Genomic DNA, 23,338 nt, shown 5'->3' with positions numbered 1-23,338 from the left:
CTTATCATGCGCGTCGTTGGTGGACGTCTGAGAGGCCGTAACATCGCCTCGCCCTCGTCGAATGACATTCGCCCGACGCAGGATCGCCTGCGCGAGGCGCTGTTCAACATCCTGATGCACGCCTACGAGAATCCCATCGACGGCGCGCGTGCGCTCGATCTGTTCGCCGGCACCGGCGCTCTCGGGATCGAGGCTGTCTCGCGCGGTGCGGCGTTCACGCTGTTCGTGGACAACGGCGCGGAGGCGCGGGCGCTTCTGCGCAACAATGTCGAAGCGCTGGGACTTGGCGGCGTGACAAAAGTCTATCGCCGCGACGCCACTAATCTCGGTCCGGCCTATCCGATGGAGCCGTTCTCTCTGGTGTTTATCGATCCGCCGTACAAGCGCGGTCTTGCTGACAAGGCGCTTGCGTCATTGCGCGACGGCAAATGGCTGACGCCGGAGGCGCTGGTGGTGGTGGAGGAATCAAAGGCGGCATTTGTCGCAAGTGACGGCTTTGAGGAACTCGAACGCCGCGCCTATGACGAGACCGAGTTCACGTTTCTGCGCGCAACAGCTTCAGCATAGCTTGAATTTTCATTCAGATGTAACGAGTCAAGTGAATTTAGACGCATCTTCGATGCTGAATCTGAATTCGCCGGGGCATCGTAATTCGTCTGCCGTTTCGCCTTTTGCAGCGAAGACCGTCACCGTTTTGCCTTTGTGATTGTAAGCGGCTTTATCGTCGCCCGAACAGCTTCTCGATGTCCGCAAGCTTGAGTTCGACGTAAGTCGGGCGGCCGTGATTGCACTGGCCGGAATTCGGCGTCACTTCCATCTCGCGCAATAGCGCATTCATTTCCTCCGGCTTGAGGATGCGCCCCGCGCGCACCGAGCCGTGACAGGCCATGGTTGCCGCGACATGCATCAGCCGCCGTTCGAGGGGCAGAGCCTCGTCCCATTCCGCCATGTGCTCGGCGAGATCGCGCAGCAACGAGGCTGCATCGGTCTTGCCCAATAAGGACGGCGTCTCGCGCACAGCCACCGCGCCGGGGCCGAACGACTCGATGCTGAGTCCGAATTTTTCAAGCTCGTCCGCGCGCGCCACCAGTTTCTCGACGGAGGCTTCGTCCATCTCGACGATCTCGGGAATGAGCAGGATCTGCCGCTGCACGCCGTTACGTTCGAGCGAAGCCTTCAGGCGTTCGTAGACGATGCGCTCGTGGGCGGCATGCTGGTCCACCACCACAAGGCCGTCGCGGGTCTGCGACACGATATAGGTTTCATGGATCTGCGTGCGCGCGGCGCCAAGCGGACGGTCGAGCAGATCGCCCGTGGGCATGGCATTGGCGCGCAGATCCGCAGTCGGCGCGCCGGTGTCGAACACGGCCTGCGCGGCTTCCGCGAACGCGCCTGTTTCGAAAGATGGTGCATAGGATGGGGCTGTCTCGCTGTCGAATGCGGCCGGCGGATAATTCGGTGAACGCCGCCAGTCCCAGCCGCCGCGCGGAATGCTGCCCGGCCGGAATGCCATGATCGCCGCGCCGTCGGAATTCGCCGCCGTGCGCTTGCCTTCGCGCGCGAGCCCGTCCTTCAGCGCGTGCACGATCAGTGCGCGAACCAGACCGGCATTGCGGAAGCGCACCTCGGTCTTGGCTGGGTGCACGTTGGCGTCGACCTCCTGCGTGTCGAGCGTCACGAACAGCGCGACCACCGGATGCCGGTCACGCGGCAGGTAGTCCGAATAGGCTGCACGCACCGCGCCGAGAATAAGTTTGTCGCGCACCGGCCGCCCATTGACGAACAGATATTGCCCGAGCGCATTGGCGCGGGTCAGTGACGGTGCTGCCGCGAAGCCTTCGACGCTGACGCCGTCGCGTTCGGAGCGGACCTCGATGGCGCTGGCGCGAAAATCCGCGCCGAGAATATCGCCGAGCCGTGTCAGCCGTCCCGCCGCGCCCGGCAATGCAGCAGCCCATGTCACCGGCGCGCGTTCCTCGCCCGAGAGCGAGAATGCAACATCGGGCCGCGCCATCGCCAGACGCCGCACCACCTCGCGGACGGCTTCGGCTTCGGTGCGATCGGTCTTGAGGAATTTCAATCGCGCGGGTGTCGCATAGAACAGATCGCTGACCTCGACACGCGTGCCACCTGTCAAGGCGGCGGGCGTCACGTCGGACTTTTCTCCGGCATTGACATTCAGCGACCACGCGTGGGGCTCAGATGCGTGTCGCGTGGTGATGGCGAGTTTCGCCACCGCGCCAATCGACGGCAGCGCTTCGCCGCGAAACCCGAGCGTGCGAATTCGCAGCAGGTCTTCGTCGTCGAGCTTCGAGGTTGCGTGGCGATCCACCGACAGCGCGAGATCGCTGCGCGTCATTCCCGCACCGTTGTCGGTGATGGCGATTCGCCTGCGTCCGCCGCCCTCGGTGAAAATATCGATGCGCGACGCACCGGCGTCGATGGCGTTCTCGACCAGTTCCTTCACCGCGCTCGCGGGCCGCTCCACCACTTCGCCGGCAGCGATGCGGTTGACGACCTGGATGGGTAGCTGGCGGACGGGCATGGGATTCCTGACGCGACTCGCGGCAATGTCCGGTGCATTTTATCTGGTCGGATGGAGCAAAGGGAGCCTTGACCACATGATTTGCGCGTCTTTCACCAGATCGCAGCGGGCCCCGTGAGCTTGCCGTATATGCGGTCTGGATATGGCGGAAACTCCCCGAAATCACCTCGAAATCTCTGAACAACGGTCACACGACGCAGATTGCATCCGCTTGCGTCGTTCGCGAGAGTTTCCCGGCGGCCTGATCCGGCAAATGCGAACGGCTCATGAGCAGAATCCGGATTGAGGGTCGTCATTCAAGGAGAAGTGGATGAAGGTTGTAAAAACAGCGGCGATTGTACTCGCAACCTCGGCAATGCTGACCGGCACGGTGCTGGCACAGGGTGTTTCGTCCGACTCACGGGTTCGCGGTGGTGCACAGGGTGGGGTCACAGGTCCTGCCGGCGTGTCTGGCGGGGCCAATACCGGTGTCGGTATTGATTCAAGCGCTGGAGGTTCGGGCGCCAGTGTCGGTGCCGGCAGCCACACGGGTGCGAGGGGTACGGTTGGAGCCGGTGCCGGCGGAGGAGCCGTCAACGGAGCTGCCGGTGCCGCCGCTGGTGGCCTCAAGCGCTAAGCGTTCTTGAAAAACGCCTCCCTTCAGAACTCCGGTCGCTTCGCGGCCGGAGTTTTTCGCGCTGCCGTTTCTTCAGTTGGACGGTTTTCAGTCGTCGTAACCGCTGTTGCCACGCTTTGCCTTGACGTCACTGCGGCGTTTTTTTCCTTCGAGACGCCGTACTTTGGAGCCGAGGGTCGGCCTGGTGGCGCGGCGCGGTTTCGGGCGTACGGCTGCCTCGCGCAGTAATTCCAGCAGCCGGTCGATGGCGTCGGCGCGGTTGCGCTCCTGGGTGCGGAAGCGTTGCGCATGAATGACGATCACGCCGTCCTTGGTCATGCGCTGGCCTGCCAGCGTGTTCAGCCGCATCAGCATGTCGGGCTGGAGCGCCGCGCGACGGACGTCGAAGCGCAATTGCGCGGCGGTCGAGAGCTTGTTGACATTCTGCCCGCCCGGTCCGGAGGCGCGGACGAATACGATGTCGAGATCTTTCTCGTCGATGGATATGTCGCGCGTCACCCGGATCATGTCGAACGGGTAGCACGATCCGTTGCAACCGGCATCGATTTTCACGCCATGCGCGGTCAGCGCGCGCCGGAGGCTGCCGTCTCGGCGTAAATGCGCATCAGCATCTCGCCTGCCAGATAGATCCCGAGCAGCAGCATCGCGACCAGGAACCAGCGCCGGAAGGTGTCGGCGTCCATCCGCGATCGCAGCAACTGACCGAGATACATGCCGGCGAAAGCAGCCACCATGGCGACCGCGCCAGGAATGGCGATTGTCGCGTTCAGAAGTCCCGCGCCTGTCAGATTGAAGGCCTGTGCGACCGTGGCGGTGGTGAAGAAAACGCCGAGCGCCTGAACCAGTTCGTCCTTCTCCATGCCGATGGCCTGCATGAAGGGCATCGACGGAATGACCTGTACGCCGGTCGCCGCTGAAACGATCCCGGTCAGCACGCCGACGATGCCGCCGACCCATTTCTCATTCGCAGGCGCGACGCTGAAGCGAGCCTTCGACAGACCGAGGATGGCGTAAATCACCAGCAGAATACCGAGAATGATGGTGCCGTAGCGCGCATAGGGCCCGGTCATCAGGCCCGCACCGGCGAGAATGCCGGCGACCGTTCCGATCATCAGGGGCCACAGCCTGTGCATGATGTCACGCAGATACGGACCGACGAAGGTTTGCCAGATGTTGGTGACGATGGCCGGCACGATCACGATGGCCAGCGCGTGCGCCGGCTGCATCCGTGTCGCCAGGAGGCCCATCGCCACGGTCGGCAGGCCAAGGCCGATGGTGCCCTTGACGAAACCGGCAAGGAGAAAGACGGCGGCGATAACGATGAGAATCGGATCTGACATTGAACTGGACATGCGCGCACATTGACCGAGAGCGACAAACTGCACAATCTGGAGCTTACGTGGTAAGCCTTCGGATTAAACGAAGGCATGACAGGAGGTCGGAGCATGCATGTCGATCTGGTGGATCTGCGGCTGTTCGTGGCGGTCGCCGAGACGCGAAGCATCACCCACGGCGCCGAGCGTTCGGCGCTGGCGCTGGCCTCGGCCAGTGCGCGCATCAAGGGCATGGAAACGGCGCTGGGCGTGGAGCTGCTGGAGCGGCAGCGGCGCGGCGTCAGGCTGACGGCGGCCGGGGAAAGCCTCCTCGATCACGCCCGCATCGTGCTGCATCAGGTGGCGACGATGGAGGGCGAACTCACGACCTATGCGCGCGGCCTGAAGGCCCGCATCCACATGCTCGCCAACACCTCGGGCGCGACCGAACATCTGCCGAAGGCGCTGGCGGCGTTTCTGGCGAAGTATCCGGCCATCAGCGTCGATGTCGAGGAGCGCGAGAGCGCGGAGATCGCCACGGCGCTGGCATCCGGCGCGGCCGATATCGGCATCGCAGTTGTTTCGCTATTGCCTGAAGGTCTCGAACGATTTCCGTTCTGCGACGACCGGCTGGTGCTGGTGGTGCCGCCTCACGATGAGATCGCGCAACGCCGCCAGATCGGTTTTCGCGATGTCGCGGCCCACGATTTCGTCGGCCTGACCGAAGGCAGTGCGTTACAGAACCATATCGCCGCGCATGCGGCGGAACTGGGCGTGCGTCCGAAAATGCGGGCACGGCTCAAGAGTTTCGATGCGATCTGCCAGATGGTCGAGGCTGGTGTCGGCGTGGCGGTGATCCCGGAAGCGGCTGCGCGTCGCTACAGCAGGTCCACCAAAATCAGGACGGTCCGGATGACCGATCCATGGACCAGCCGCAGGCTTGCCATCTGTATGCGAAGCCGGTCGCTGCTGCCCCGGCCGGTGCAGCAACTGGCGGATCATCTGAAACTGTTTGCGAAGCTGTGATGCGCGTTATGTGTTGAGCAACTTGAGCGCTGCCTCATGCACGTACTTGTCGCCGGCCGCGACAATGCGGCCGCCGGATTGCGCCGGCTTGCCATCCCAGGTGGTGATGATGCCGCCCGCGCCGGTGACGATGGGAATCAGGGCGGCCACGTCGTAGGATTTCAGCTCGGTCTCGATGATGAGATCGAGGTGGCCCGCCGCAAGCATGCAATAGGCGTAGCAATCGCCGCCATAACGCGACAATCGCACTTCGCTCTCGACGCGCTCGAACTGGGCGCGATCGGAATCGTTCATCAGCCGCGGGCTGGTGGTAAACAGCGTGGCTTCCGCGAGCGACGCGCAGCGCCGCACCGACAGTTTTCGTTTTCCCGAAGGGCCCTCGTAGCGCGCGGAGCCGCCGTCGCCGCTGAAACGTTCGCCGATATAGGGCTGGTGCATCATGCCGAACACCGGCGTGCCGTTGTGCATCAGCGCGATCAGTGTGCCCCAGATCGGCATGCCTGCGATGAAGGATTTCGTGCCGTCGATCGGATCGAGCACCCAGACGTATTCCCCATCGGCGCGTTCGGATCCGAATTCCTCACCGACAATGCCGTGAAGCGGAAAGCTGTCCTTGATCATCCGCCGCATCACGGCTTCAGCCGCGCGGTCGGCTTCAGTGACCGGGTCGAGATCGCGGCCCTTGTTCTTGTTCTCGACGCTGAGCGAAGTACGGAAGAAAGGAAGGATGGTCTCGCCCGAGGCGGTCGCCAGTCGTCCGATGAAAGCGGTGAAATCGATGACCGTCACGAAGATTCCTTTGCAGCAAACAGATGCCTGCGGAGTGTAAATGCGAACCGGTCACGGCCCTATAAGAGTCCTGACAGGGGAGCAACTCGCCCGAAAGATAAGAACCCGTCGTGCAGGTTACTGTTCATTCCTTACTCCGCGATTCCAAAGCGAAGGCATAAACGAAAGCTCTCTTCCTTAAAGATAATAACAAAGATTCATTCTTTGGGCGCAATTATGGGCTTTTTTGACAGTCCTCAGAGAGACAAAACTTCGGTAAGTATCTGTTAATGCGTACGATTTTCTATTTCTTGGTTTCGTAATGCCGCAAGTCTGTCATGCTCGGAAAGCATAGCAAATTCTTTAAAAATACTTGCCTTGAGTGCGTTGCGGCTGCATATTGTTGCGGTGCGATAACGCCTCGCGTTATTGCTGCCCTCCTTGGGCGTTTCCTCCCTAGACTTGGGCCACTTGCTTTCGCGAGTGGCCCTTTTTTCTTGGGTATATGGCCCACGATAGCTGGCGTCGGTTTTCGGCCAGACCATGCGCAACAACACCGAGAATGTTATTCTGCCGCCGCCTGGAAAGGTCCGAGGCTATCGAGCGGGATCGCGGCCAGCGCATCGGCCAGCACCACGAAATCGTCGGCCACTTTGCGGAAGCGCGGCCCGCGTTCGCGCCGCCGCTCGTCCATGTAGATGGCGCGGTTAAGTTCGAGCTGGATCGTATGCAATCCGCTTGCAGGGTTACCGTAGTGCTCGGTGATAAAGCCGCCCGCGTAGGGCTTGTTGCGGCCGACCGAATATCCCAGCGTCGTGAGGGTTTCCTCCACCGCGTCAGGCAGCAAGCTGGAGCAACTTGTTCCGTAACGGTCGCCGATCACCACGTCGGGCCGCTTGGGCTCGTCGCGCGAGACGCCGACCGACGGCATTGAGTGGCAATCCACCAGAATCGCCGTCCCGAACGCTTGATGCGCCTTGTTGATGAGACGGCGCAGCGACCGATGATAAGGCTTGTAAAGTGCCTCGATCCTGCTCAGCGCGTCCTCGACATCGAGCCGCTCGAAATAGATTTCCTGACCGTCGCCGACGACGCGGGGAATCGTCCCCAAGCCCCCCGCGACCCGCATCGAGCGGGTGTTCGCAAAACTCGGAAGCCGGCCTGCGAACATGCGTGGATCGAGTTCGTAAGGCTCGCGATTGACGTCCACATAGGAGCGCGGAAAATTCACCCGGACAATGGGAAATCCGCGGCCGGTGAGGTCCGCGATGATCTCATCCATGAACGAATCTTCCGATCGGCGCAGGGCCGCTTCATCGATGCGGGATGCGGCCAGAAATTCGCGCGGATACACCGATCCGGAGTGCGGGGAGTTGAAGATGATCGGCGCGCGCCAGACCGGCGGCTCCATGATTTCGAACGGAGGCGACAACTCGTCCTCGAACCGCGTCATTGCCGCCTCTTTTCCTCGCCATTCTCGATCACGGCGTTATGCTCGCCGTTGCTGACAGGCCCGACCGGACAATCTGTTTTGGCCGGAAAAACAGGTAATTTCTGCAACATCATTGTCCGCAAACCTAACTGATCTGCCAAGAGGAAGTTCGCCTTCACCCGAAATTTACTACCCGTCTGCCAAATAGAAGGCAGGGACCTCTCCATTTCACGGAATAAACGACCAGCGCCATGCAGCACAAAATTCTCCTCGCCGAAGACGATAACGACATGCGCCGCTTTCTGGTCAAGGCACTGGAGAATGCCGGTTTTCAGGTGTCGTCCTACGACAACGGCCTGTCAGCCTATCAGAGGCTGCGCGAAGAACCCTTTGAAATGCTTCTAACCGACATCGTGATGCCCGAGATGGACGGTATCGAACTGGCGCGCCGGGCCTCGGAACTCGACCCCGACATCAAGATCATGTTCATCACCGGATTCGCCGCCGTGGCGCTCAATTCGGACTCCGAAGCGCCGAAAAACGCCAAGGTTCTCTCCAAGCCCGTGCACCTGCGCGAATTGGTCAGCGAAGTGAACAAGATGCTGGCGGCCTGAGAGGCCGTCGAAAAGATGGCCTGAAGCGGCAATCAGCCCTCAAAACACGGTTTCCCGTCCTTGCCTGCGGCGGTCCAAGCCGATATAGGGACGCATCCCGGCAATAGTGGTCTTTAAGGGCGCGTAGCTCAGCGGGAGAGCACCTCGTTGACATCGAGGGGGTCACAGGTTCGATCCCTGTCGCGCCCACCATTTTCCGGCACAAATCCCGGCCCTCCGCAACTTCTTAACTTTTTGTTCCGCCGCGCATGGCGACCTGACCTGCGCGACTACGATCTCGACGCGCTGCGCGGAAACATGGGCGTGATCTTCCAGGATTTTGTTCGCTACAATTTCAGCGCCGGTGACAACATCGCGGTCGGGAAAATTTCCGCGCGTGACGATCGCGTCCGTATCGTGCGCGCGGCCAGCCGGCCAAGTGATCGTGCGGCTACCCGGCGGTTACGATCGGATGATCGGCAAGCGTTTCAAGAACGGCGTCGAGTTACCGGTGATCACGTGTGCGATGGAACTCTAGCGCCATCGCCGCGTTGCATCTGTCGGAGGATAACATGCGAACATTTATCGGAATGATGCTGGGTTGTCTGCTGACCATCGGCGTGCTCTATGTGCACGACTCGATGGCGACATCGAGCGTCGCCAGCGGTGCATCCGCCAGTACGTCGCGCCAGATCGTGAATTGGGACGTCGCGGCCAGCGAGTGGGGACAGGTCAAGGAGAATGTCCGCACGACGTGGCTAAAACTGAAAGCCAGCAACGGCTGAGCGACGGTTTCTGACCAGACAACGAACAATGCCCGGCATTAATGCCGGGCTTTTTCGTTGGGCTATACGTCCGTTGTTTTCTTCTCGAGCATCCGTGTCGCACGGGCGCGGATCGTCCCTTGGATGCCGTGGGCGAGTCCGGCGAGCAGCCACGGCAGCATGACCTCGAGCTTGACGTGATCTTCGGCCACGTCGATCGTCCCGCCCACCTGCTGCTTCAGGGCAGTCACCTGAAACGCAAGGCGGTCGCCGCTCCAGATTTCCTCGTTCACCTGAAGAATTTGTCCGTATTCCGAGCGGATGCTGCCGAGGCTTTTCTTCAGGCGCCGGGCGGCTTCGTCCTTGCCGAGCTTGTGGGGGATGGAGACGATGAACGGTTGGGCCAATGCGCTGCCTCGGAACGATGCGGTAGAACCATCATGTGTGGCGCATGCGGATGATTGCAACCGAATCCGTGCAAGGAGCCCGCAGAATTTCATTTTCATTAACGCTGAATAGCGCCGCTGCATGCGGGCCGGGCGCGTCCGTGGTATTTTAGGGGATGCTCCGCCTTGTGACAGTCGCGTCCGTGCTGTCGTCGAATACCGGTGCGCGACCCGCACCTGTCATCGACACGACCGATGACGCCACCACGAATTACTGGGCCGCCCGCCTCAACGTGTCGCCGGACGATCTCGCCGCAGCGATCCAGGAAGTCGGACCTGCCGTCGCCGCCGTGCGCCGGCATCTCGGCAAGTAACGGACATCCACCGCCGAACTCAAAATTCACCGCAACATCGCTGTGGCATGCAGACGTAAAAAGCCCGGCGTGAAGCCGGGCTTGATTTCACAAATTCAATTCGGGTAACCGGTCTGGCCGCTGTCGATCAATCGCACTGCTCGTAGCGGGAGGCCGCGCACGTCTGCGCCTTCGCTCGCGCTTCCGCGATCTGTTGCGGAGTAAGCTCGCTGGAGACAGCGGCGAGCTCCTTTTTCGCTTCGGCATTTCCCTGGGTGGCGGCGACGTCGTACCACATATAGGCACGTGCGATGTCGTCAGGCTCCTTGCCCTCGCCCTTGTAGTACAGGCTTCCCAGCAGCACCTGCGCTTCGGGATTACCCTGCTTTGCGGCGAGCCGGCTCCACTTCTGAGCCTGCTTGCGGTCTTTGGAAACGCCCAAACCCATCTTGTGCATCATCGCGATCCGGTATTGCGCGACTGCATTGCCCTTTTCCGCGAGAGGCCGAAACAGCTTCGCTGCGGCGGCATATTCCTTGCGGGCAAAAGCCTTTACCCCGTCTTCCCATTTGCCCGCCTGTGCGACGGGAGCATTGATTGTCAATCCGGCCACAAGAATTACCGCCGTCAATCCAGTAAACCTGAACATTGAGAGACCCCATTCCAGTGATTTTTAAAGTAAGGGTTCCTCTATATCCCGTCAGCCGAGTCGGCACAACGCGAACGCGCGCCATGCACGTGAGCGGCAAGATTCAGCGCTAAAGTGCTAACTATCTCAATCAGCGCAAACGCCTTCAGGCGCGCGTCGGGACGCACGCCTGAAGTTGCAACGTTGGGACGCGTCGCTTGAAGCGCTTACCTGTAGTAGTCACGCAGGTTGCGGCGGCGCGGCTGCCGGTTCAGCATCAGAGCCAGAGCGAAGCCGACCGCGCCTGCGACCAGCAATGAACCGAGTGGCTGATCGCGCACCGTTGCGGCCATCGCCTTGCTGCCGTCGCGATAAATGTCGCTGCCTGCATCAATGGCGTCGCTGGTATACTTGCTCGCGGCATCGCCGATGTCACGCGCCGCATCCTTTGCCTGGCCGTACAGATTCTCGACCGTTCCCGCCGCTTCGCGCGCGCGGCCCGAGGCTTCCGTGGATGCGTCGCCCGTCGCGCGGCCGAATGCGCTCTCGACCTTGCCTGCGGCATCCTTGGCGGCGCCTGTAATCCTGTCCTTGTCCATGACTTTCTTCTCCGAGGCTTGATGCCGTCCCCAACAACGAGCGGACAGCTCAAGGGTTCCGAGGGATCGGGAGTTTCCGGGGTTCCGGATGCCGGATGCGAAACCTCCGGCGCGCAACGCCGTAGTTCGCCACAGAACTGAGAGATGAATACAGAGAAGTGAAAGGCCCGCTCGTCGCGGGCCTTTTCGGTGTGGCGCCGTGTGACCGCGTCCTAGCCTTTGATGAAGGCCAGCAGGTCGGCGTTGATCGTCTCGGCTTCCGTTGTGGGCATTCCGTGGGGAAAGCCCTTGTAGGTTTTCAGCGTTCCGTTTTTGAGCAGTTTTGCAGACAGCGGTCCCGAATCCGCATAGGGCACGATCTGGTCGTCATCGCCATGCATCACCAGAACAGGCACGGTGATCTTCTTGAGGTCTTCGGTGAAGTCGGTCTGGGAGAACGCGACGATGCCGTCATAGTGCGCCTTGGCGCCGCCCATCATGCCCTGTCGCCACCAATTCTGGATGATGCCTTCCGAGATCTTCGCGCCGGGCCGGTTGTAGCCGTAGAACGGCCCTTCAGGCAGATCGCGGTAAAACTGCGCGCGGTTGGTTGCAACCTGCGCCTGCAGCCCGTCGAAGACGTCCTTCGGCAAACCGCCGGGATTGCTTGCGGTCTTGACCATGAGCGGCGGCACGGCGCTGATGATCGCCGCTTTTGCCACCCGGCTTTCACCGTGGCGGGCTATATAATGTACGACCTCGCCGCCTCCGGTGGAGTGGCCGACATGCACCGCGTTCTTCAGATCGAGATGCGACGTCAGTGCGGCCAGATCGTCGGCGTAGTGGTCCATGTCATGACCGTCGGCGGTCTGGCTGGAGCGGCCGTGTCCGCGCCGGTCATGGGCGATGACGCGGAAACCTTTCCCCAGAAAGAAAAGCATCTGTGTATCCCAGTCGTCCGCCGAGAGCGGCCAGCCATGACTGAAAACGATCGGCTGGCCGGAGCCCCAATCCTTGTAAAAAATCTCGGTACCGTCTTTGACCTTAATCGTCGGCATGACTGGACTCTCCTGCTTTCGAGAAAAGGAATTGAAGATCCGGCGTGTGAAACCTAGCGGGTTTCGATGATATTTGCGCGAATTGCGATCAGCCGCGCTATTGCTTTCCGATGTTTCACTCACTCTGCTTCGTACGTGAAGCGGTGCGCGGGTGAAGCCCGCGCACCGTTGCTTCAGCCGTGCAGTTTCTTCGCGGTTTGCGCGATGGTGCGGCCCTGATAACGCGCGCCGTCCAGTTCGTTCTGACTTGGCTGGCGGCTGCCGTCGCCGTCGGTGATGGTGGTTGCACCGTAAGGCGAGCCGCCGGTTACGTCCTTGACGCCCATCTGCCCGGCGAAGCCGTAATTGAGGCCGACCACGACCATGCCGAAGTGCAGCAGGTTGGTGATGATCGAGAACAGCGTTGTCTCCTGGCCGCCGTGCTGCGTGGCGCTCGATGAGAATGCGCCGCCGACCTTGCCGTGCAGCGCGCCCTTCGCCCACAGACCGCCGGCCTGATCGAGAAAGTTCGCCATCTGCGATGTGATGCGGCCAAAGCGGGTGCCGGTGCCGACGATGATGGCGTCATAGTTCGCCAGGTCCTCGATCTTGGCGATCGGCGCAGCTTGATCGACTTTGTAATAAGACGCTTTCGCCACCTCGGGCGGGACCAGTTCAGGCACGCGCTTGATGTCGACGGTTGCGCCGGCTTCGCGCGCGCCTTCCGCGACAGCGTTCGCCATCGCTTCGATGTGTCCGTAAGCCGAGTAATAGAGAACGAGAACCTTGGCCATGATGGCCTCCTTCAGTTTTCAGAATTGAGTGGAGTTGGATCGTGAATGGATGCGGCTTACGCCGCATCCACCAGCACGAGTTCGGTGTCTTCCAGCGCGGTGATCTTCACCGACGCTTCCTTTTGGACGGCGACGCCGTCGCGGGCGTTGGCACGGACGCCGTTGACCTCGACCGAACCGGTGGCCGGCACGAGGTAGCCGTAACGCTTGTCGCCGATGGCATATTCGGCGGTCTCGCCGGCTTTCAGCGTTGTCGCGAGCACCCGCGCATCAGCACGGATCGGCAGCGCATCGTTGTCGGCATTGAAGCCGCTCGCGATGGTGACGAACTTGCCCGAGCGATCGGCCTTGGGGAACGGCTTCGCGCCCCAGGTCGGTTGTCCGCCTTCTTGCGTCGGCACAATCCAGATCTGGAAGATCTTGGTCGTGACCGGCTCAAGATTGTATTCGGCGTGGCGGATGCCCGAACCCGCGCTCATCACCTGCACGTCGCCCGCTTCGGTACGCCCCTTGTTGCCGAGCGAATCCTGATGAGTGATCGCGCCTTCGCGGACGAAGGTGATGATCTCCATGTTGGCATGGGGATGCGCGGGGAAGCCGGTGTTCGGCGCGATCTCGTCGTCGTTCCAGACGCGCAACGAGCCGTGGCTGATGTTTGCCGGGTTGTTGTAGCTGCCGAACGAGAAATGGTGTTTCGCCTTCAGCCAACCGTGATCCGCGCTGCCGAGTTTGTTGAAAGGTCGAAGTTCGATCATGGGACTATTCCTTCGTTGAATGTGCTTGAAATTGCCGTCGGGCGCAGCGTGCGCTCGACGTTGTTGGTTCGCGATCAGGCGCCGAAGCCGCCGTCGACATTGAGCACCGTGCCGGTGACGAACGATGCGGCAGGGCTTGCGAGAAACACCACGCCCGCCGCGATCTCTTCCGCCGTGCCGTAACGCTGCAGCGCGTGCTGCGTGCGCTGGGCTTCGGCGAATGCGCCGTCCTTCGGGTTCATGTCGGTGTCGATCGAGCCGGGCTGCAACACGTTGACCGTGATGCCGCGCGGGCCGAGGTCGCGGGCCGCGCCCTTGGAGTAACCGACGATCGCGGCCTTGGTAGCTGCGTAGTCGGCCATGCCGGGGAACGTGGCACGAGTGGCGATACCCGAACCGATGGTGACGATGCGGCCGCCTTCGCCCATCAATTTCGATGCGGCGCGGATCGCGGTCACGACGCCGTCGACGTTGATCGCGTTCTGGCGTTCGAACGCCACGGTGTCGCCATTCGGATCGTCGACCGCGCCGTTCACTGCGACAGCCGCGTTGTTGATCAGAATGTCGAGATGACCGAATTCCCTGGCAACGTCGCGCACCAGTTGATCGACTTCCGCGGTCTTGCCCTGGTCGGCCTGGAAGGCTTGCGCCTGCACGCCCTTCTTTCTGAGTTCGCGGACGACAGCTTCCGCCTTGTCGGCAGATGCCGAATAGCTGATGGCGACGTTTGCGCCTTCGTCGGCCAGTGCGCGAGCGGTCGCGGCACCGATGCCGCGTGAGCCGCCGGTGACGAGTGCAACCTTGCCTGCGAGTGACTTGGCCATGGGATGTCTCCGTTAGTTCGCTTGTGAATTCTTCGATGGGCTATGGATAAGCGTTCGCGGATGGTGCATAAATAGAAACTATTGAAACTCATTGTTTCCAAATAAAGGCCATAGGGAGCATCGTTATGTCCAAGCTGCCGGACTTCGAGGCGCTGGCGATCTTCGCCAAAGTCGTGGAAATGCGGTCGTTTGCGGCGGCGGCGGCCGAACTGGCGCTGTCCAAGGCGACGGTATCGAAAGCGGTCAGCCGTCTCGAGACGCGGCTTGGCGCGCGGCTGTTCAACCGCACCTCCCGGCAACTGGCATTGACCGATGCGGGCCAGAAACTCTCCGAGCGCGCGACGCAATTGCTGATGGACGGCGAGGCGGCGGAGAACGAGGCGCTGGCGCAATCTTCGGCGCCGCGCGGACTGGTGCGCCTCGCAGTGCCAATGACGTTCGGCGTGAAGGTGATCGGCCCGATGCTGCCGGAATTTCTGGCGCTCTATCCCGAGGTTTCCATCGACCTGCATCTCAGCGACGCGACGGTCGATCTGATCGGCGAGGGCTTCGACGCCGGCGTGCGCATCGCGCGATTGCCGGATTCGTCGCTGGTCGCGCGCAGGCTGTGCGGAATGCGCCGCTATACAGTGGCCGCGCCGTCCTATCTCAAGGCGCACGGCCGGCCGACGCATCCGATGCATCTCGCCCAGCACAGGTGCTTCGGCTACGCCTATCTTTCGACACCGGGGGTCTGGCACTACGTCAACGCCGCGGGTGAGCAGGCGACGGTGCGGCCTTCGGGTCAGCTGCGGGTCAACAACGGCGAAGCGACCATGCCGGCGCTGCTCGCCGGGCTCGGCATCGCGGACTTGCCGGACTTCATTGTCGGCGAGGCCATCGCGTCGGGAAAACTCGAAGTCATCCTCAAGGACTGGAAGCAGCCCGAGGGCGCGGTGCATCTGGTGATGCCGCCGGGCGGGCCGCGCCCTGCGCGCGTCGAGGTGCTGGCGGATTATCTCGCTGCAAAGCTCGGGCGGACCAAGCGCGCGGCCAGATAAGCATATATCGCATTCCCCGTACGGGGTGGATCGGCGCGGCAAGGCCGCATAACCTAGTGGAGTAGATTTGACATCGCTCCTCGTTGGCATCGAGTCCGCAAAGCGATGTCAAATCTGAAACTCCACTAGCAATTTATATTTGCTAGTGGTCCGTCGATTCTAACATTCGCAAGAATGCTCGCTGAAACCGGGCGCGAATGTTAGAATCGGACCACTAGGCCTCCCTCGTTAAAGGTTTTCCCGAATGCGCAATTTTATCTCGCCGTCCCGCTCCATCGCCGTGGGGGAACGCGGCATGGCCGCGACCTCGCATCCGCAGGCGACGCTTGCTGCGCTCGACATTCTGAAAGCCGGGGGCAATGCGATGGACGCCGCCATCGCGGCGGTCGCCTTGCAGGGCGTGGTCGAACCGCAGATGACCGGCATCGGCGGCGACTGCTTCGTGATCTATTCGCCGAAAGCGGGCGCGCCGGTATCGCTGAACGGATCGGGGCGAACGCCGGCCAAAACAGACCTTGAGAAAACCATGGCCAAGGGCGCGGCGAATCTGACGCCGACCTCGATTGAGGGCGTCACGGTTCCCGGCGCGATCGATGCATGGTGCAGGCTTGCAGCGGCTCACGGCAGCAAGTCGTTGGAGGAGATTTTCAAACCCGCCATCGATGCCGCCGAGAACGGTTTCCGCATCACGCCGCGCGTGGCGTCGGACTGGACCCGCAACCGCGCGAAGCTTGAAAGCAATCCCGCCGCGACGGCGCATTATCTTCCGGGCGGCATTGCGCCTTCGATCGGTGATCGTCGCAGTCAGCCCGCGCTCGGCAAGACGCTGCGTCGGATCGCGCGCGAGGGCCGGGCGGCGTTTTACGAAGGCGAAGTCGCGGAAGAACTCGCGAGCGTGCTGCAAGGTCTCGGCGGCGCGCACACCGTTCAGGATTTCGCCGCGAATGCGCCGGAAGATGTGACGCCGATTTCTACGAATTACGGTGGCCATGATATTCTGGAATGTCCGCCGAACGGGCAGGGGCTAGCCGCGTTGATGATCCTGCGCGTGCTTGCGGGCTACGACATCAAGTCGCTTTCGGAAGCCGATCGCGTTCATGTTCTGGCAGAAGCGTCCAAGGCCGCTTACCGCGCGCGCGATGCCTTCTTCTGCGATCCCGCGCATGGCAAGGTCGATGCGTCGCACTTCCTGTCGGACGACTACATCGGCGCGATCCGCTGCAAGATCGACATGAAGCGGGCGACAGCGAAGGTCGACTGGGACGACATCGAGCACAAAGACACGGTCTATGTCACGGTGGTAGACCGCGATCTCAACGCGGTATCGTTCATCAATTCGCTGTTTCAGCCGTTTGGCAGCGGCATCTATGCGCCGAAATCTGGCGTGCTGCTGCACAACCGCGGCTGGGGCTTCCGGCTCAAGCCGGGCCATCCCAACGCGCTCGCGCCGAACAAGCGTCCGATGCACACCATCATTCCCGGTATGGTGATGAAGGACGGGCGCTGCGTGATGCCGTTCGGCGTGATGGGCGGGCACTATCAGGCGACCGGCCACGGAAACTTTCTCTCCAACGTGTTCGATCTCGGCATGGACATTCAGGCGGCTTCGGAAGCACCGCGCTCCTTTGCGTTCGAAGGCGTGCTCTCGCTGGAGCCGACGTTTGGAAAAGAAATCGGCGCTGAACTTTCCGCGCGCGGACATGACGTCAAATGGGCCGACGTGGCGATCGGCGGCTGTCAGGCCATCTGGATCGATCACGAACGCGGCGTCCTGCTCGGCGCCACCGACCATCGCAAGGATGGCGTCGCGCTAGGCATATAGTGACTCGTCCGGAGGCGTTGCGGCTTCCGGTTACACATCAATCGGAGCGCGGCTGTCAGCCGCGCGCGATGACCGCGATCATGTGCTGCCGTACTTCATGAAGAAGCACCTCCTTTCGCCTGAAAGGTTGTGGCATCGCCAGGTTCTGCCGTCTTCGCTGGGCGTTGCCTGTTCGAACGGAACCAGCTCCTTGAATCGCGTCAGCCAGATTCCGTCGGGCCTGACCTGAACCTCGTCGGAACTGAGTTGTTCGCAATCGCTGGGTCCGCAGCAGTGGACACCGTCGGTGCCTTTGTAGGAGCCTTCGGCTATCCAGTTCGGCTTGCCGTCCGCGTCATGCGCGAAGCAGACGCGGCTGGCCAACAGAGCCGCTGTCAGAAACAAGAAAATGACTGATCGCATCACATCACCTCCTTGAGGAAATGCGAAGCATCAATCGTGCCAAACTCCGCCGTGTTCCGCGCTGGGCGGCATGTCTGCGTTGCGAAGTCCGGCGTGACGACTCAGTTTTGCAATACGCGTCCGGGGCCGGATCTCACATCCCGCCGTTCACCAGTTTCGGCAAATCCGCCAGCGCGGCAATGTGATGGTCGGGTTCCCAGCCGAACTCATCCATCTGCATGCGGAGCGCCTTGAACATCGACAGCGGGCGCACGCGGTCGGTCCTGTCGAATTCGGCGGCCATCGCCTGCGGTGTAACCCGCTCAATCCACGCCACGTTCAGGCCAAAGGCCTTGGCGCCGCAGGCGTCGAACGGATTGGAAGACACGAACAGAACGTCTTGCGGTTTCACGCCGAGGGCCTGCTCGATGAGCTCGTAGGTTCGCGGCGACGGCTTGAAGATCTTCGTCGAGTCGATGCTGATGGTGGCGTCGAGGATCGTATCGAGGCCTGTGTTGCGCACCAGTGCATTCAGCATTTCGGTGCTGCCGTTCGACAGAATAGCGAGCTTGCAATCTTTCAGTCCTGCGAGTGCGGTCTTCGCATCGGGATAAAGGTCGAGATGGACGTATTTCTCCATGATGCGCTCGAACACGGCTGTATCGAATGCGAGCCCGAGGGCCTTCAGCGTGAAGACCAGTGACTCCCGCGTGATCACGGAGAAGTCTTCGTAGCGTCCCATCAGCGAGCGAAGCCAGGTGTACTCGAGCTGCTTCAGGCGCCAGATCTGGCTGATGAGTTCGCCGTAACCGGGAAACGCCTCATCGGTGACGGCAGCGACCGATTGCACGTCGTAGAGCGTGCCGTAAGCATCGAATACAACAGCCTTGATCGTCATCTGCGCTTCCTTCAGGGTGGGATGGCCAGAAAGAATAAAAACAAAGCATCAGGGAGGTAACATGAATCGACGCGAGATTCTGAAGGCGGCGGCGGTCTTGCCGTTGTCACAGGTTGCATTGCACACGCTACCCGGCAACGCCAATGCGCAGGCGGCATGGCCGTCGCGCAACATCACCATGATCGTTCCTTTTCCCGCCGGCGGGCAGGCGGATCTTGCCGCGCGTCCGGTGGCGCTGGCGCTGGAGCGCATCCTCGGCAAGCCCGTGATCGTGGACAATCGCGCAGGTGGCGGTGGTGGTTCGGTGGGCAACGCCGCGGCTGCGCGGGCGGAGCCTGACGGCTATACCCTCCTGATGACGTTGTCGTCTCTGGCGGTATTGCCCGAGGCGGACCGGCTGTTCGATCGCCCGGTCGCGTATGAAATGTCGCAGTTCGCGCCGGTTGCGCGAGTGCTCGCCGATCCGACCATGCTCGCGGTGCCGGCGTCCGCGCCATGGAAAACCGTGAAGGATTTTGTCGAGGACGCGAAGGCGCGCCCGGGCCAGATTCCTTACGGCTCATCCGGGCCCTACGGCACCTTGCATATCGCGATGGAAATGTTCGCAGCCAGCGCCGGTATCAAATTGCTTCATGTGCCGTTTCGCGGCGCGGGCCCTGCGCTCACCGGCTTGCTCACCGGCACCGTACAGGCCGTGGCGTCCGCTCCGGGCACGCTGCGCGCGCAGGTCGATGACGGCAAGATGCGCGTTCTCGCCGGATGGGGCGCGCAGCGCGTCGCGAGTTTCCCGGATGTGCCGACGTTTCAGGAACTCGGCTACAAGGATGTCGAGTTCTATATCTGGGCCGGATTGTTCGCGCAGACGGCGCTGCCCGCGCCAATCATGACGCGGTTGCGTGCGGCGATGGGCGAGGCGGTGCGTGCGCCAGAAGTGATGAAAACTTTCGAGACCGCGGGCAGCCCGGTCGCCTACCTGGATGCGCCGGACTTCGCGAAGTTCGTCGAGGCCGACAGCACGCGCCTCATCGCAGCGGTGAAGAAAATCGGCAAGGTGGAGTAACTCAACCCGCATCTACCGGAAGTTCGCTCACATCGACCCATTCGGCGCGGGTCAGTTCGGCCATGCGTGCGGGTGAAATTCTGACCGCGCTGTTGATCGAGCCCGCGGCGGGCACGACCTCGCGGAACGCTTTCAGCGACACGTCGCAATACACCGGCAGCGGCGTCTTCAATCCGAACGGACAGATGCCGCCGACCGGATGGCCGGTGGCGTCGAGCGCCTCCTCGGCGTTGAGCATCCGCGGCTTGCCGCCGAACGCCGCGCGCGCCTTCTTGTTGTCGAGTCTGGCGGTGCCGCAAGTCACGACCAGCAGCACGCGGTCGCCGACGCGCAGGGACAAGGTCTTGGCGATTTCCGCTGGCGTGACATCAAAGGCTTCCGCCGCCAGTACCACGGTTGCGGAACTCTTTTCAGATTCAATAACGGAAATGTCAGGCGCATTTTCCGCGAAAAACGCGCGAACCGATTCGACGCTCATGCTGTGGCCTATCCGGAAATCTGTGCCGGGCAGTTGCACGGCTCTCACGTCCGCGAAGGACGTATCATGGCCCAGGCCCCGCGCAAACCGGGGACAGATGCAATGTGTTGTGGGCGGGAAGAATGCGACTATCCGTTCGCCGCGGTCTGCGTGCGGATGTCCTGAGCCGTGCGCTTGAGCGCCACCAGAAACTTCTTTTTCGCCTCGGCTTCGCTGATGGTGCCGGAAATCGTGTTGATGCTGACGGCGGCCACCACCGCTCCAGCCTGATCGCGCACCGGCACGGCGATGCCGCAGATCGCGGGATCGAGTTCGCCGTCGATCCATGCATAACCCTGCTCCGCCACCCGCGTGAGTTCTTCGCCAAGCTTGACCGGGCTTGTCACGGTGCGCGGCGTGATCTGCTTGTACTCGATGGCGGCGAGGGCCTCTGCGCGCTGATCGGGCGGCAGAGCTGCGAGCAACACACGGCCGAGCGAAATCACATGCGCGGGCAGGCGGCTGCCGATGCCGAGATTGGCGGAGAGGATGCGCCGCGCCGGCAACCGCAGCGCATAGACGATCTCGGTTTCGTCCAGTACAGCCAGCGCGCAGGACTCGCCGATCTCGTTGCGCAGGTCTTCGAGCGCGCGCTGTGCATAGCCCCAATAGGGCAGCGCGTTGAGGTACGACAATCCAAGACCAAGCGCGCGCGGACGCAGGCTGAAATAGCGGCCGTCGGCCTCGCAGTATTTTAGCGCCACCAGCGTGGACAGAATGCGCCGGGCGGTTGCCCGGGTCAGACCGGCAGACACTGCGGCCTCAGAGAGCGTGTGCCGTCCCGGCGGGCGACCCAGCGCCTCAACGATGGAAAACCCGCGTGCGATGGCACGGACAAAACTGTCGCTGTCCTTCGACATTCAAATTCCTCTCTTTCGCGGCTTGCCAGGTCGGGAGAACCGAGCCATATTGTTCGTGTGATGATAATATAGTTCGTCAGACGAACAATATGTGAGAGAAACAGATGGCGCAAGTGCAAGCACAGGCTTTCGAGACTGATTTCTGGAAAGATGAAAATCTGCGGAAAGTCTGGGACGAAATCGTCCCCGGCGCGCCGCGCAAGACGATTCCCTACACGGTGACCAAGGAAGCCATCGCGCTCCTGTGCCGCGCGGTCGGCGAAACCAACCCGCTCTATCTGGACGAGGCCTATGCGAAGACGACGCGGTACGGCGGCATCATTGCCCCGCCGTCGATTCACATCCTGCTGATGTTCTCCTGCACGCCGGCAGACGACTGGATGCGCTCACCCGGAACGGTCAACGCCGGCCAGTCGTGGAGCTACAACAAGCCGGCCCGGCCCGGCGACACCATCACGCTGCAGGCCCGCGCACTGGACAAGTTCATCAAGCGCGAACGGCTGTTCGTGGTGCACGACAATGTCTTCTTCAATCAGCACGGCGACGTGATCTGTTCTGGCCGCGGCCAGACCATCCGGCCGATGTAACGCGAACGCGAGGAATTCAGACATGACGACGACATTTGAAAATCTTACCGTCGGCGACACCATCGACGGTCCGAAGTTCGCGGTTTCGCGCGAATCGATCCGTCTCTTCTGCGACGCATCGCTGGATTACAATCCGTTGCATCTCGACGACAACTACATGAAGGGTGACTTCGGCAAGACCAACTTCGGCGGCATCATCATGCACGGCATGAACAACTTCGGGCTGATCACCCGGATGCTGACGGACTGGGCCTATCCCGCGGGCGCCGAGCATCGCCGCCTCGAAACCCGCTGGGTCAAGCCGGTCAAGCCGGGCGACGTGATCCAGCCGGTCGGCATCATCAAGGCCAAGCAGGTCACGAAGAATTCGCGCTTCGTGCTGATCGACGTGCTGGTGCGTAACCAGAACGACGAGAAGGTCGCCGTGGGCGAGGCCATGGTCGAGTTTCCGGTCGCACTGTCGGCTGCGGCCTGAGAACGGCGGAGCGCGCGGTGACCATCGCGATCGTGGGCGCAGGGGTTGGCGGACTGACGGCGGCATTGAGCCTTCATGCCGCCGGCCGCAACGATGTGCTTGTGCTCGAGGCGGCGCGCGAGATTCGCGATGTCGGCGTCGGCATCAACCTGCCGCCACATGCGGTTCGCGAATTGAGCGAGCTTGGCCTCGGCGATGCGCTGGACAAAGCCGGCGTTCCGACCAAGGAGCTCGCGTATTACGATCCGACGGGCCAACTGATCTGGGCGGAGCCGCGCGGGCTCGACGCGGGTTACAAGTGGCCGCAATATTCCATCCATCGCGGCACATTGCAGCGGCTGCTCGTCGATGCCGTACAGCAGCGTCTCGGACAATCGGCGATCAAGATCGCGCAGCGCGTGACCGGTGTGAATCCCGGTCCCGACAACAAGGTCGTGATCGCCGCCATCGATCAGACCACGGATCGCCCGGTCTCCTACACCGCTGACGTCGTGATCGCCGCCGATGGCATTCGCTCGCCGGTGCGCGACAGCCTGTATGGCTCTGCGACGCCCCTCGCGTCGAACGGGTGGGTGATGTATCGCGGCGTTACCAAATCCGCTCCATTCCTGAGCGGGCGCTCGATGGTCATCATCGGCGACGAGACCCAGCGGGTCGTGGTCTATCCGATCGCGGATGGTGTGCTCAACTGGCTGCTGGTGCGTCCGAAGGACTTGCCGGAAGCCGAAGCCGAACTCGGCAACTGGAATGTTCCGGTGCCGACCAGCGCCATTGCCGCGTTCGTGAAAGATTATCGGTTCGACTGGCTCGATGTTCATGCGCTGGTCGCGTCGGCCTCGGAAGCTTACGCGTATCCGATGGCTGACATCGATCCTCTGCCGCGCTGGGTGTTCGAGCGTTGCGCGCTGCTCGGGGATGCTGCTCACGCGATGTATCCGTTCGGCTCGAATGGCGCGTCGCAGGCGATCCTCGACGCGCGCGTGCTGGCTTATGAACTGGCGAACGCTGCGAGCATTGATGACGGGCTACGCGCCTATGAGGCAAGCCGGCGGCCTGTCGCCAGCGAAGTGCAACTGGCGAACCGGCGGCAGGCCGGCGACGTCATGGCGCGGGTCAGTGCGATGGCGCGCAGTGGCGCTGTGGGCGATGCTGCGACCGAGTTGCAGGATGTCGAGCGCCGCTACAAGCAACTTGCGGGCTTCGATGTCGAAGCCTTGAACAGCAGGAAATCCTGGAGCGTATCGGGAGCCCTGCAATACAAAAGCTAGCAACAACCGGATATCGCC

30 protein-coding genes and 1 tRNA gene are annotated in these 23,338 nt (G+C 61.9%); 14 read left to right on the top strand and 17 right to left on the bottom strand.

Annotation, left to right across the window (positions count from 1 at the left end):
- The first annotated feature begins 6 nt into the window (after positions 1-6).
- Positions 7-567: a 16S rRNA (guanine(966)-N(2))-methyltransferase RsmD gene (gene rsmD, locus AC07UB_RS20935; RefSeq protein WP_492791874.1), complete on the top strand. Its 561-nt coding sequence runs from the start codon at positions 7-9 to the stop codon at positions 565-567.
- Between the two features lie 151 nt (positions 568-718).
- Here the strand turns inward: rsmD and mutL are convergent, their stop codons facing one another.
- Positions 719-2,545: a DNA mismatch repair endonuclease MutL gene (gene mutL / locus AC07UB_RS20930; RefSeq protein WP_492791875.1), complete on the bottom strand. Its 1,827-nt coding sequence runs from the start codon at positions 2,543-2,545 to the stop codon at positions 719-721.
- A gap of 310 nt (positions 2,546-2,855) precedes the next feature.
- Between mutL and AC07UB_RS20925 the strand changes: the two genes are divergently transcribed.
- Positions 2,856-3,161: a hypothetical protein gene (locus tag AC07UB_RS20925; RefSeq protein ID WP_492791876.1), complete on the top strand. Its 306-nt coding sequence runs from the start codon at positions 2,856-2,858 to the stop codon at positions 3,159-3,161.
- A gap of 87 nt (positions 3,162-3,248) precedes the next feature.
- Here the strand turns inward: AC07UB_RS20925 and arfB are convergent, their stop codons facing one another.
- Together arfB and AC07UB_RS20915 are read right to left on the bottom strand one after the other, a co-directional pair.
- Complete coding sequence (arfB, locus tag AC07UB_RS20920) at positions 3,249-3,668, bottom strand: alternative ribosome rescue aminoacyl-tRNA hydrolase ArfB (protein WP_492792768.1); 420 nt, start codon at positions 3,666-3,668, stop codon at positions 3,249-3,251.
- Positions 3,669-3,724: 56 nt separating this feature from the next.
- Entirely contained in the window at positions 3,725-4,501 is a 777-nt protein-coding gene (locus AC07UB_RS20915) for a sulfite exporter TauE/SafE family protein (protein ID WP_492791877.1), read from the bottom strand.
- A gap of 105 nt (positions 4,502-4,606) precedes the next feature.
- Between AC07UB_RS20915 and AC07UB_RS20910 the strand changes: the two genes are divergently transcribed.
- The gene (locus AC07UB_RS20910; RefSeq protein ID WP_492791878.1) at positions 4,607-5,500 is read left to right on the top strand and encodes a LysR family transcriptional regulator; all 894 of its coding nucleotides are present in this window, start codon (positions 4,607-4,609) and stop codon (positions 5,498-5,500) included.
- 6 nt (positions 5,501-5,506) lie between these two features.
- Here AC07UB_RS20910 and hisN read toward each other — a convergent pair whose 3' ends face one another.
- The 3 genes from hisN to AC07UB_RS20895 form a co-directional block, all read right to left on the bottom strand.
- Entirely contained in the window at positions 5,507-6,289 is a 783-nt protein-coding gene (hisN, locus tag AC07UB_RS20905; RefSeq protein ID WP_492791879.1) for a histidinol-phosphatase, read from the bottom strand.
- A gap of 544 nt (positions 6,290-6,833) precedes the next feature.
- Positions 6,834-7,721, bottom strand: a complete 888-nt coding sequence (locus tag AC07UB_RS20900) for an N-formylglutamate amidohydrolase (protein WP_492791880.1) — start codon at positions 7,719-7,721, stop codon at positions 6,834-6,836.
- Positions 7,718-7,960 carry a hypothetical protein gene (locus AC07UB_RS20895; RefSeq protein WP_492791881.1) on the bottom strand — a complete coding sequence of 81 codons (243 nt, stop codon included), beginning with the start codon at positions 7,958-7,960 and terminating at the stop codon, positions 7,718-7,720. The genes AC07UB_RS20900 and AC07UB_RS20895 overlap by 4 nt, the downstream gene beginning before the upstream one ends.
- Here AC07UB_RS20895 and cpdR point away from each other — a divergent pair.
- The 4 genes from cpdR to AC07UB_RS20875 all read left to right on the top strand — a co-directional run bounded on the left by cpdR (position 7,952) and on the right by AC07UB_RS20875 (position 9,078).
- Positions 7,952-8,314: a cell cycle two-component system response regulator CpdR gene (cpdR, locus tag AC07UB_RS20890; protein ID WP_002713397.1), complete on the top strand. Its 363-nt coding sequence runs from the start codon at positions 7,952-7,954 to the stop codon at positions 8,312-8,314. The genes AC07UB_RS20895 and cpdR overlap by 9 nt on opposite strands.
- A 117-nt stretch (positions 8,315-8,431) precedes the next feature.
- Positions 8,432-8,506, top strand: a tRNA-Val gene (locus AC07UB_RS20885).
- Positions 8,507-8,690: 184 nt separating this feature from the next.
- Positions 8,691-8,831 (top strand): hypothetical protein, encoded by a 141-nt coding sequence (locus AC07UB_RS20880; RefSeq protein ID WP_494653762.1) that lies wholly within the window; start codon positions 8,691-8,693, stop codon positions 8,829-8,831.
- A 34-nt stretch (positions 8,832-8,865) separates the two neighbouring features.
- Complete coding sequence (locus AC07UB_RS20875; protein WP_492791882.1) at positions 8,866-9,078, top strand: hypothetical protein; 213 nt, start codon at positions 8,866-8,868, stop codon at positions 9,076-9,078.
- A gap of 62 nt (positions 9,079-9,140) precedes the next feature.
- Here the strand turns inward: AC07UB_RS20875 and AC07UB_RS20870 are convergent, their stop codons facing one another.
- Positions 9,141-9,464, bottom strand: coding sequence for a polyhydroxyalkanoic acid system family protein (locus AC07UB_RS20870; protein ID WP_492791883.1), 324 nt, complete (start codon positions 9,462-9,464; stop codon positions 9,141-9,143).
- 155 nt (positions 9,465-9,619) lie between these two features.
- Here AC07UB_RS20870 and AC07UB_RS20865 point away from each other — a divergent pair, with 155 nt between their 5' ends.
- Positions 9,620-9,817: a DUF3606 domain-containing protein gene (locus AC07UB_RS20865; RefSeq protein WP_492791884.1), complete on the top strand. Its 198-nt coding sequence runs from the start codon at positions 9,620-9,622 to the stop codon at positions 9,815-9,817.
- Between the two features lie 127 nt (positions 9,818-9,944).
- Here the strand turns inward: AC07UB_RS20865 and AC07UB_RS20860 are convergent, their stop codons facing one another.
- The 6 genes from AC07UB_RS20860 to AC07UB_RS20835 all read right to left on the bottom strand — a co-directional run bounded on the left by AC07UB_RS20860 (position 9,945) and on the right by AC07UB_RS20835 (position 14,412).
- Positions 9,945-10,445 carry a tetratricopeptide repeat protein gene (locus AC07UB_RS20860; protein ID WP_492791885.1) on the bottom strand — a complete coding sequence of 167 codons (501 nt, stop codon included), beginning with the start codon at positions 10,443-10,445 and terminating at the stop codon, positions 9,945-9,947.
- Positions 10,446-10,651: 206 nt separating this feature from the next.
- A complete protein-coding gene (locus tag AC07UB_RS20855; protein WP_492791886.1) occupies positions 10,652-11,023 on the bottom strand; it encodes a CsbD family protein in 372 nt (123 codons plus the stop codon).
- Positions 11,024-11,235: 212 nt separating this feature from the next.
- Positions 11,236-12,060, bottom strand: coding sequence for an alpha/beta fold hydrolase (locus tag AC07UB_RS20850; RefSeq protein ID WP_492791887.1), 825 nt, complete (start codon positions 12,058-12,060; stop codon positions 11,236-11,238).
- Positions 12,061-12,233: 173 nt separating this feature from the next.
- Complete coding sequence (gene wrbA, locus AC07UB_RS20845) at positions 12,234-12,833, bottom strand: NAD(P)H:quinone oxidoreductase (protein WP_492791888.1); 600 nt, start codon at positions 12,831-12,833, stop codon at positions 12,234-12,236.
- A 56-nt stretch (positions 12,834-12,889) separates the two neighbouring features.
- Positions 12,890-13,588, bottom strand: coding sequence for a pirin family protein (locus AC07UB_RS20840; protein ID WP_492791889.1), 699 nt, complete (start codon positions 13,586-13,588; stop codon positions 12,890-12,892).
- Between the two features lie 74 nt (positions 13,589-13,662).
- Positions 13,663-14,412 (bottom strand): SDR family NAD(P)-dependent oxidoreductase, encoded by a 750-nt coding sequence (locus AC07UB_RS20835; RefSeq protein ID WP_492791890.1) that lies wholly within the window; start codon positions 14,410-14,412, stop codon positions 13,663-13,665.
- A gap of 125 nt (positions 14,413-14,537) precedes the next feature.
- Between AC07UB_RS20835 and AC07UB_RS20830 the strand changes: the two genes are divergently transcribed.
- Together AC07UB_RS20830 and AC07UB_RS20825 are read left to right on the top strand one after the other, a co-directional pair.
- A complete protein-coding gene (locus tag AC07UB_RS20830) occupies positions 14,538-15,452 on the top strand; it encodes a LysR family transcriptional regulator (RefSeq protein WP_492791891.1) in 915 nt (304 codons plus the stop codon).
- A 244-nt stretch (positions 15,453-15,696) separates the two neighbouring features.
- The gene (locus AC07UB_RS20825; RefSeq protein ID WP_494653766.1) at positions 15,697-17,274 is read left to right on the top strand and encodes a gamma-glutamyltransferase family protein; all 1,578 of its coding nucleotides are present in this window, start codon (positions 15,697-15,699) and stop codon (positions 17,272-17,274) included.
- A 78-nt stretch (positions 17,275-17,352) separates the two neighbouring features.
- Here the strand turns inward: AC07UB_RS20825 and AC07UB_RS20820 are convergent, their stop codons facing one another.
- Positions 17,353-17,676 (bottom strand): hypothetical protein, encoded by a 324-nt coding sequence (locus AC07UB_RS20820; protein WP_492791893.1) that lies wholly within the window; start codon positions 17,674-17,676, stop codon positions 17,353-17,355.
- 133 nt (positions 17,677-17,809) lie between these two features.
- Positions 17,810-18,553 carry a haloacid dehalogenase type II gene (locus AC07UB_RS20815; RefSeq protein ID WP_492791894.1) on the bottom strand — a complete coding sequence of 248 codons (744 nt, stop codon included), beginning with the start codon at positions 18,551-18,553 and terminating at the stop codon, positions 17,810-17,812.
- Positions 18,554-18,614: 61 nt separating this feature from the next.
- On the opposite strand from AC07UB_RS20815, the gene AC07UB_RS20810 reads away from it, so the two are divergent.
- Complete coding sequence (locus AC07UB_RS20810; RefSeq protein WP_492791895.1) at positions 18,615-19,613, top strand: tripartite tricarboxylate transporter substrate binding protein; 999 nt, start codon at positions 18,615-18,617, stop codon at positions 19,611-19,613.
- A 1-nt stretch (position 19,614) separates the two neighbouring features.
- On the opposite strand, the gene AC07UB_RS20805 is transcribed toward AC07UB_RS20810, so the two are convergent.
- Both AC07UB_RS20805 and AC07UB_RS20800 read right to left on the bottom strand, forming a co-directional pair.
- Complete coding sequence (locus tag AC07UB_RS20805) at positions 19,615-20,091, bottom strand: YbaK/EbsC family protein (RefSeq protein ID WP_492791896.1); 477 nt, start codon at positions 20,089-20,091, stop codon at positions 19,615-19,617.
- A gap of 128 nt (positions 20,092-20,219) precedes the next feature.
- Positions 20,220-20,990, bottom strand: coding sequence for an IclR family transcriptional regulator domain-containing protein (locus AC07UB_RS20800; RefSeq protein ID WP_494653769.1), 771 nt, complete (start codon positions 20,988-20,990; stop codon positions 20,220-20,222).
- Between the two features lie 104 nt (positions 20,991-21,094).
- On the opposite strand from AC07UB_RS20800, the gene AC07UB_RS20795 reads away from it, so the two are divergent.
- The 3 genes from AC07UB_RS20795 to AC07UB_RS20785 are packed head-to-tail and all read left to right on the top strand — an operon-like array spanning position 21,095 to position 23,320.
- A complete protein-coding gene (locus AC07UB_RS20795; protein ID WP_492791898.1) occupies positions 21,095-21,577 on the top strand; it encodes a MaoC family dehydratase in 483 nt (160 codons plus the stop codon).
- A gap of 22 nt (positions 21,578-21,599) precedes the next feature.
- Positions 21,600-22,052 carry a MaoC family dehydratase gene (locus tag AC07UB_RS20790; protein WP_492791899.1) on the top strand — a complete coding sequence of 151 codons (453 nt, stop codon included), beginning with the start codon at positions 21,600-21,602 and terminating at the stop codon, positions 22,050-22,052.
- A 17-nt stretch (positions 22,053-22,069) separates the two neighbouring features.
- Positions 22,070-23,320: an FAD-dependent monooxygenase gene (locus AC07UB_RS20785; RefSeq protein WP_494653772.1), complete on the top strand. Its 1,251-nt coding sequence runs from the start codon at positions 22,070-22,072 to the stop codon at positions 23,318-23,320.
- Positions 23,321-23,338 lie beyond the last annotated feature (18 nt).

Source organism: Afipia sp. GW821-FHT04G03 (assembly GCF_059419985.1).
Note: the sequence above shows the minus strand (reverse complement) of the source record. Positions and strands in the feature narration are given on the sequence as shown.

Bases quoted from the DNA above. Each gene is read 5' to 3' on its own strand.
- AC07UB_RS20815 (WP_492791894.1), bottom strand. From the start codon at position 18,553: ATGACGATCAAGGCTGTTGTATTCGATGCTTACGGCACGCTCTACGAC.
- AC07UB_RS20850 (WP_492791887.1), bottom strand. From the start codon at position 12,060: ATGCCGACGATTAAGGTCAAAGACGGTACCGAGATTTTTTACAAGGAT.
- AC07UB_RS20860 (WP_492791885.1), bottom strand. From the start codon at position 10,445: ATGTTCAGGTTTACTGGATTGACGGCGGTAATTCTTGTGGCCGGATTG.
- AC07UB_RS20875 (WP_492791882.1), top strand. From the start codon at position 8,866: ATGCGAACATTTATCGGAATGATGCTGGGTTGTCTGCTGACCATCGGC.
- AC07UB_RS20900 (WP_492791880.1), bottom strand. From the start codon at position 7,721: ATGACGCGGTTCGAGGACGAGTTGTCGCCTCCGTTCGAAATCATGGAG.
- mutL (WP_492791875.1), bottom strand. From the start codon at position 2,545: ATGCCCGTCCGCCAGCTACCCATCCAGGTCGTCAACCGCATCGCTGCC.
- AC07UB_RS20830 (WP_492791891.1), top strand. From the start codon at position 14,538: ATGTCCAAGCTGCCGGACTTCGAGGCGCTGGCGATCTTCGCCAAAGTC.
- AC07UB_RS20855 (WP_492791886.1), bottom strand. From the start codon at position 11,023: ATGGACAAGGACAGGATTACAGGCGCCGCCAAGGATGCCGCAGGCAAG.
- AC07UB_RS20825 (WP_494653766.1), top strand. From the start codon at position 15,697: ATGCGCAATTTTATCTCGCCGTCCCGCTCCATCGCCGTGGGGGAACGC.
- AC07UB_RS20805 (WP_492791896.1), bottom strand. From the start codon at position 20,091: ATGAGCGTCGAATCGGTTCGCGCGTTTTTCGCGGAAAATGCGCCTGAC.
- rsmD (WP_492791874.1), top strand. From the start codon at position 7: ATGCGCGTCGTTGGTGGACGTCTGAGAGGCCGTAACATCGCCTCGCCC.
- AC07UB_RS20840 (WP_492791889.1), bottom strand. From the start codon at position 13,588: ATGATCGAACTTCGACCTTTCAACAAACTCGGCAGCGCGGATCACGGT.
- AC07UB_RS20925 (WP_492791876.1), top strand. From the start codon at position 2,856: ATGAAGGTTGTAAAAACAGCGGCGATTGTACTCGCAACCTCGGCAATG.
- AC07UB_RS20910 (WP_492791878.1), top strand. From the start codon at position 4,607: ATGCATGTCGATCTGGTGGATCTGCGGCTGTTCGTGGCGGTCGCCGAG.
- AC07UB_RS20865 (WP_492791884.1), top strand. From the start codon at position 9,620: ATGCTCCGCCTTGTGACAGTCGCGTCCGTGCTGTCGTCGAATACCGGT.
- AC07UB_RS20835 (WP_492791890.1), bottom strand. From the start codon at position 14,412: ATGGCCAAGTCACTCGCAGGCAAGGTTGCACTCGTCACCGGCGGCTCA.
- wrbA (WP_492791888.1), bottom strand. From the start codon at position 12,833: ATGGCCAAGGTTCTCGTTCTCTATTACTCGGCTTACGGACACATCGAA.
- AC07UB_RS20810 (WP_492791895.1), top strand. From the start codon at position 18,615: ATGAATCGACGCGAGATTCTGAAGGCGGCGGCGGTCTTGCCGTTGTCA.
- AC07UB_RS20790 (WP_492791899.1), top strand. From the start codon at position 21,600: ATGACGACGACATTTGAAAATCTTACCGTCGGCGACACCATCGACGGT.
- arfB (WP_492792768.1), bottom strand. From the start codon at position 3,668: ATGATCCGGGTGACGCGCGACATATCCATCGACGAGAAAGATCTCGAC.
- AC07UB_RS20820 (WP_492791893.1), bottom strand. From the start codon at position 17,676: ATGCGATCAGTCATTTTCTTGTTTCTGACAGCGGCTCTGTTGGCCAGC.
- AC07UB_RS20800 (WP_494653769.1), bottom strand. From the start codon at position 20,990: ATGTCGAAGGACAGCGACAGTTTTGTCCGTGCCATCGCACGCGGGTTT.
- AC07UB_RS20795 (WP_492791898.1), top strand. From the start codon at position 21,095: ATGGCGCAAGTGCAAGCACAGGCTTTCGAGACTGATTTCTGGAAAGAT.
- AC07UB_RS20915 (WP_492791877.1), bottom strand. From the start codon at position 4,501: ATGTCAGATCCGATTCTCATCGTTATCGCCGCCGTCTTTCTCCTTGCC.
- cpdR (WP_002713397.1), top strand. From the start codon at position 7,952: ATGCAGCACAAAATTCTCCTCGCCGAAGACGATAACGACATGCGCCGC.